This is a genomic window from Rhodococcus sp. NPDC055112 (assembly GCF_053607505.1).
Genome location: NZ_JBSGTR010000111.1, coordinates 1 through 4084 on the forward strand (window position 1 = coordinate 1; position 4084 = coordinate 4084).

4 protein-coding genes are annotated in these 4084 nt (G+C 68.4%); 3 read left to right on the top strand and 1 reads right to left on the bottom strand.

From position 1 onward, the window contains the following. Nucleotides 1-40: 40 nt before the first annotated feature. The gene (locus ACWFRB_RS26160) at nucleotides 41-1585 is read right to left on the bottom strand and encodes an FAD-binding protein (protein ID WP_452644228.1); all 1545 of its coding nucleotides are present in this window, start codon (nucleotides 1583-1585) and stop codon (nucleotides 41-43) included. 169 nt (nucleotides 1586-1754) lie between these two features. On the opposite strand from ACWFRB_RS26160, the gene ACWFRB_RS26165 reads away from it, so the two are divergent. The 3 genes from ACWFRB_RS26165 (at nucleotide 1755) to ACWFRB_RS26175 (ending at nucleotide 3953) form a co-directional block, all read left to right on the top strand. After that, entirely contained in the window at nucleotides 1755-2141 is a 387-nt protein-coding gene (locus ACWFRB_RS26165) for a DUF3054 domain-containing protein (protein WP_452644230.1), read from the top strand. Nucleotides 2142-2194: 53 nt separating this feature from the next. Next, nucleotides 2195-3664 (top strand): peptide MFS transporter, encoded by a 1470-nt coding sequence (locus tag ACWFRB_RS26170; protein WP_452644232.1) that lies wholly within the window; start codon nucleotides 2195-2197, stop codon nucleotides 3662-3664. Nucleotides 3665-3776: 112 nt separating this feature from the next. Beyond that, the gene (locus tag ACWFRB_RS26175) at nucleotides 3777-3953 is read left to right on the top strand and encodes a hypothetical protein (RefSeq protein WP_027502587.1); all 177 of its coding nucleotides are present in this window, start codon (nucleotides 3777-3779) and stop codon (nucleotides 3951-3953) included. Nucleotides 3954-4084: the final 131 nt, after the last annotated feature.

Below are 4084 nucleotides of genomic sequence, written 5' to 3' on the forward strand. Positions count from 1 at the left end.
ACCCAACTCCTGGGGTCGCGACGGGGGCGTTCTCGCGTTTCTAGCTGCCCGCGGCCATGTCCAGCACGGCGAGGTGGCTGAACAGCATGCTGGTGCCGATCGGGTTACCGCCGCCGGGGTAGACGGTGCCGCTCGGCGCCGCCATCGTGTTGCCCGCGGCGTACAGGCCCCGGATCGGGTTGCCCGACTGGTCGAGCACCCGCGCCGCGGTGTCGGTGCGCAGACCGCCCTTGGTGCCCAGGTCCGAGATGCCGAACGCGGCCGCGTGGAACGGCCCCTGGTCGATGGTGACCAGCGGCGGCTCGCCGCCCGAGAACGCCCGGTCGTAGGCCTCGTCGCCGCGACCGAAGTCCGGGTCGACGCCGTCGGCGACGAACCCGTTGAAGCGCGCGACGGTGGCGACCAGGCTCTCGGCAGGCACGCCGATCTTCTCCGCGAGTTCCTCGAGGGTGTCCGCGGAGTGCCACAGGCCGGCGGCCTGGTACCTGTCGGCCTCGACCATGGAGACGTTGGTGGCCTTGACCGGCGGCACCTCGCCTTCCTTGTTGTCGTAGACCATCCAGTACGGCAGCGTGGCGGTGCCGCCCTCCATCTGGGCGATGATGTCGCGACCCATCCGGTCGTACGGCGCGGACTCGTTGACGAACCGCTTGCCGTCCTGGTTGACGAAGATGCCGCCGGTGAACCACAGCGCGAACGCGGAGCGTCCGTCCGGGTGGGTCATGCCCGGCGACCACCAGGCCTCGCCCATCAGGTCGGTGTCGGCACCGGCAGCGATGCCTGCCTCGTGCGCCTTGCCGAGGTTCGCCCACGGGCCCATGGTGTCGCGGGCCTCGCCCGGCACCCCGAACTTCTGCCGCAGCTCGTCGTTGCCCTCGAAACCGCCTGCCGCGAGGACGATGCCCTTGCGGGCAGAGATCGCGATCCGCTCGCCGTCGCGCTCGACGACGGCACCCACGACGGCGCCGTCCTCGACCACCAGCTCCACCAGCGCGGTGTTCAGGTTCAGGGTGGCGTTCGGGTACTTCTCGATCGCCTTCAGGAAGCGGGCGATCAGCGCCCGGCCGCCGATGAAATAGTCGTCGGGCGCGGGGGCTCCGAGCCGGTCGACGTCCAGCGGGCCGCGCACGACGTCGCGCAGCTCGGGGGCCTCGGCCACCGGCAGCACCGACGGCATGATGTGCCGCTGTCCGTCCAGGCGCGCCTTGGGAGCCTTGCCGAAGTAGTCCGGCCAGGGCAGCATCTCGAACTTGAGGTTCTCGTCCTGCTCCAGGTACTCGATCAGCGGGGCGCCGCCGCGGACGTACGCTTCCTGCAGGTCACGAGACGTGCGATCGCCGACGACGGCGTGGTAGTACTCGAGCGCGTCCTCGATGGTGTCGTCGGTGCCCGCGCGCTTGAGCACCGGGTTGCACGGGAACCACACCCCGCCGCCGCCGGAGTACGCCGTGGTGCCGCCGAACTTGTCCGTGGCCTCAACCAGGATCACGTCCAGGCCCTCGCGGGCCGCGGTGTAGGCGCCGGTGACGCCGCCGCCACCCGACCCGACCACCAGCACGTCACACGTCTCGTTCCACTGCACCATCTCTGCACCTCTCACACACCGCCGCCCGCCAGGGCGGCATTCGTCGGTTCGACCGGACCGTCTTGGTATGCCCAAGGTAGGCGGCCGCGAGACCTGCATCACATCGTTGTCCCAGTCAGAGGGAACATCCCGGTTCGGCGCCGGGAGATCCGCGGCTTACCCTGGATCCGTGAACAAGCGCCCGCCCGTCCTGGCCGTCCTGGCCGTCGACATCGTCCTGGTGGTCGTGTTCTGCGCGATCGGCCGACGGAGCCACGACGAGGCGAACGCCCTCGCCGGTCTGGCGACCACGGCGTGGCCGTTTCTCGGCGGGCTGGCGGCCGGCTGGCTGGCCAACGAGGCGCTGTACCGCAACAAGTCGCTCCCGGCCTCGGTGGTTCCGGCCGGGGTGATCATCTGGCTGAGCACGGTGGTGGTCGGGATGATCCTGCGGGTCATCAGCGGTCAGGGAACCGCGTTCAGCTTCATCATCGTCGCGACCAGCGTGCTGGCGGCGTTCCTGCTTGGCTGGCGCGCGATCTATGCCGCGGTCGGGAAGCGCTCCACCGTCGCCTAACAACTTGGCTTCGAGTCCCGCCCCTGACCACCCACTCATGAGAAAATTTGGCGGTGAGCGAACTCACTTCGCCGCCCCGTGATCCCAAGGCCGACCACGGCTTCTTCGGCCAGCCAGTGGCGCTCGCGAACCTGTTCGGCGTCGAGATGTGGGAGCGGTTCTCGTTCTACGGGATGCAGGGCATCCTCATCTACTACCTGTACTACTCGGTGGCCGACGGCGGGCTCGGCATCTCCCAGGCGGCCGCGACCAGCATCGTAGGCGCGTACGGCGGCACCGTTTACCTCTCCACGATCCTCGGTGGCTGGATCGCCGACCGCATCCTGGGATCCGAGCGCACCCTCTTCTACAGCGCGGTCCTGGTCATGTGCGGCCACATCGCCCTTGCCGCCATCCCGGGGCTGGCGGGCGTCGGGGTCGGCCTGATCGCGATCGCCGTCGGCAGCGGTGGACTCAAGGCGAACGCCACGTCCCTGGTCGGCGACCTGTACGCCGAGAACGACGACCGCCGCGACGCCGGGTTCTCGATCTTCTACATGGGCATCAACCTGGGCGCCCTCGTCGGCCCGCTGCTGACCGGGTGGGCGCAGAAGGAGTGGGGATTCCATGTCGGGTTCGCGCTCGCCGCGATCGGCATGGCGCTCGGCCTGATCCAGTACACGCTCGGCCGCAAGCGGCTCGCCGGGATCGGGGAGCGGCCGCTGAACCCGATGCCGCACGCGCAGCGACTGCGGTACGCGGCCATCGGCGCCGTCGCGATCCTCGCGATCGTCGCGCTCTGCCTGATCGGGCTCATCACCACCGACAACCTCTCCGACGTGGTCGTCGGCCTGACGATCGTCGCGTCGATCACCTATTTCCTGGTGATCCTGACCAGCAAGAAGATCACCAGCACCGAGCGCAGCCGCGTCATCGCCTTCATCCCGATGTTCCTGGCCAGCGCCGCGTTCTGGTCGCTGTTCCAGCAGCAGTTCACCGTCGTTGCGATCTACTCCGACAAGCGCCTGGACCGCAACCTGTTCGGCTGGGACTTCCCGGCCTCCTGGGTGCAGTCCATCAACCCGGTCTTCATCATCATCTTCGCGGGCGTGTTCGCGGCGATCTGGACGAAGCTCGGCCCCCGCCAGCCGTCCTCGCCGCTCAAGTTCGCGGCGGGCACCATCATCATGGGTCTGGCCTTCCTCGCGTTCCTACCGTTCGCGGGTGGCGGGCCGAACAGCACCCCACTGCTGGGATTGATGTTCATCCTGCTGCTGTTCACCTTCGCCGAGTTGTTCCTCTCCCCCGTCGGGCTCTCACTGTCGACCAAGTTGGCGCCCAAGGCATTCCACACCCAGATGGTCGCGCTGTTCTTCCTGTCGGTGGCGCTGGGGTCGTCGATGGCAGGCACCCTGGCGAAGTACTACAACGAGAACGACGAGGCGCCGTACTTCACCTGGGTCGGCGCGGCCTCGATCTCGGTCGGCGTCGTGATGATCCTGCTCTCGCCGTGGATCAGCCGGATGATGCGCGGGGTCCACTGACAGCATCCGGCTGCCGGACCCTTGTGCGCGGCGAGGCCTCGGGCGGACGATGGTTGGGAGCCATGAGGGGTGGCTCGACCGAAGGTTCGTCCCACTCAAAGGTGTGAGCACAATGTCCACCAAGATCACGAAAACCCTCGCCGCGACCGCAATCGCCCTGACTGTCGGAGTCTTCGCGGCCCCCGCCGCCTCCGCGAGCGACACCGTGGCCGCTACGCCCGCCCTTGGCTCGGTTGCCCTTTGCTTCAGCGTCCCGCTCGGGTCCGCCGCACTCGTCTGGTGCATCTGAGCGCGACGACGGTCAGTCCGTGAACACTGCTGCGGACTGACACCACTGCCGAATCCCACGCACGGTAAGAAACCGGGCGCGCGACCACGCTCAGCCTCTGAACACGGGTCTCGGGCGCGGACCTCGTCCGC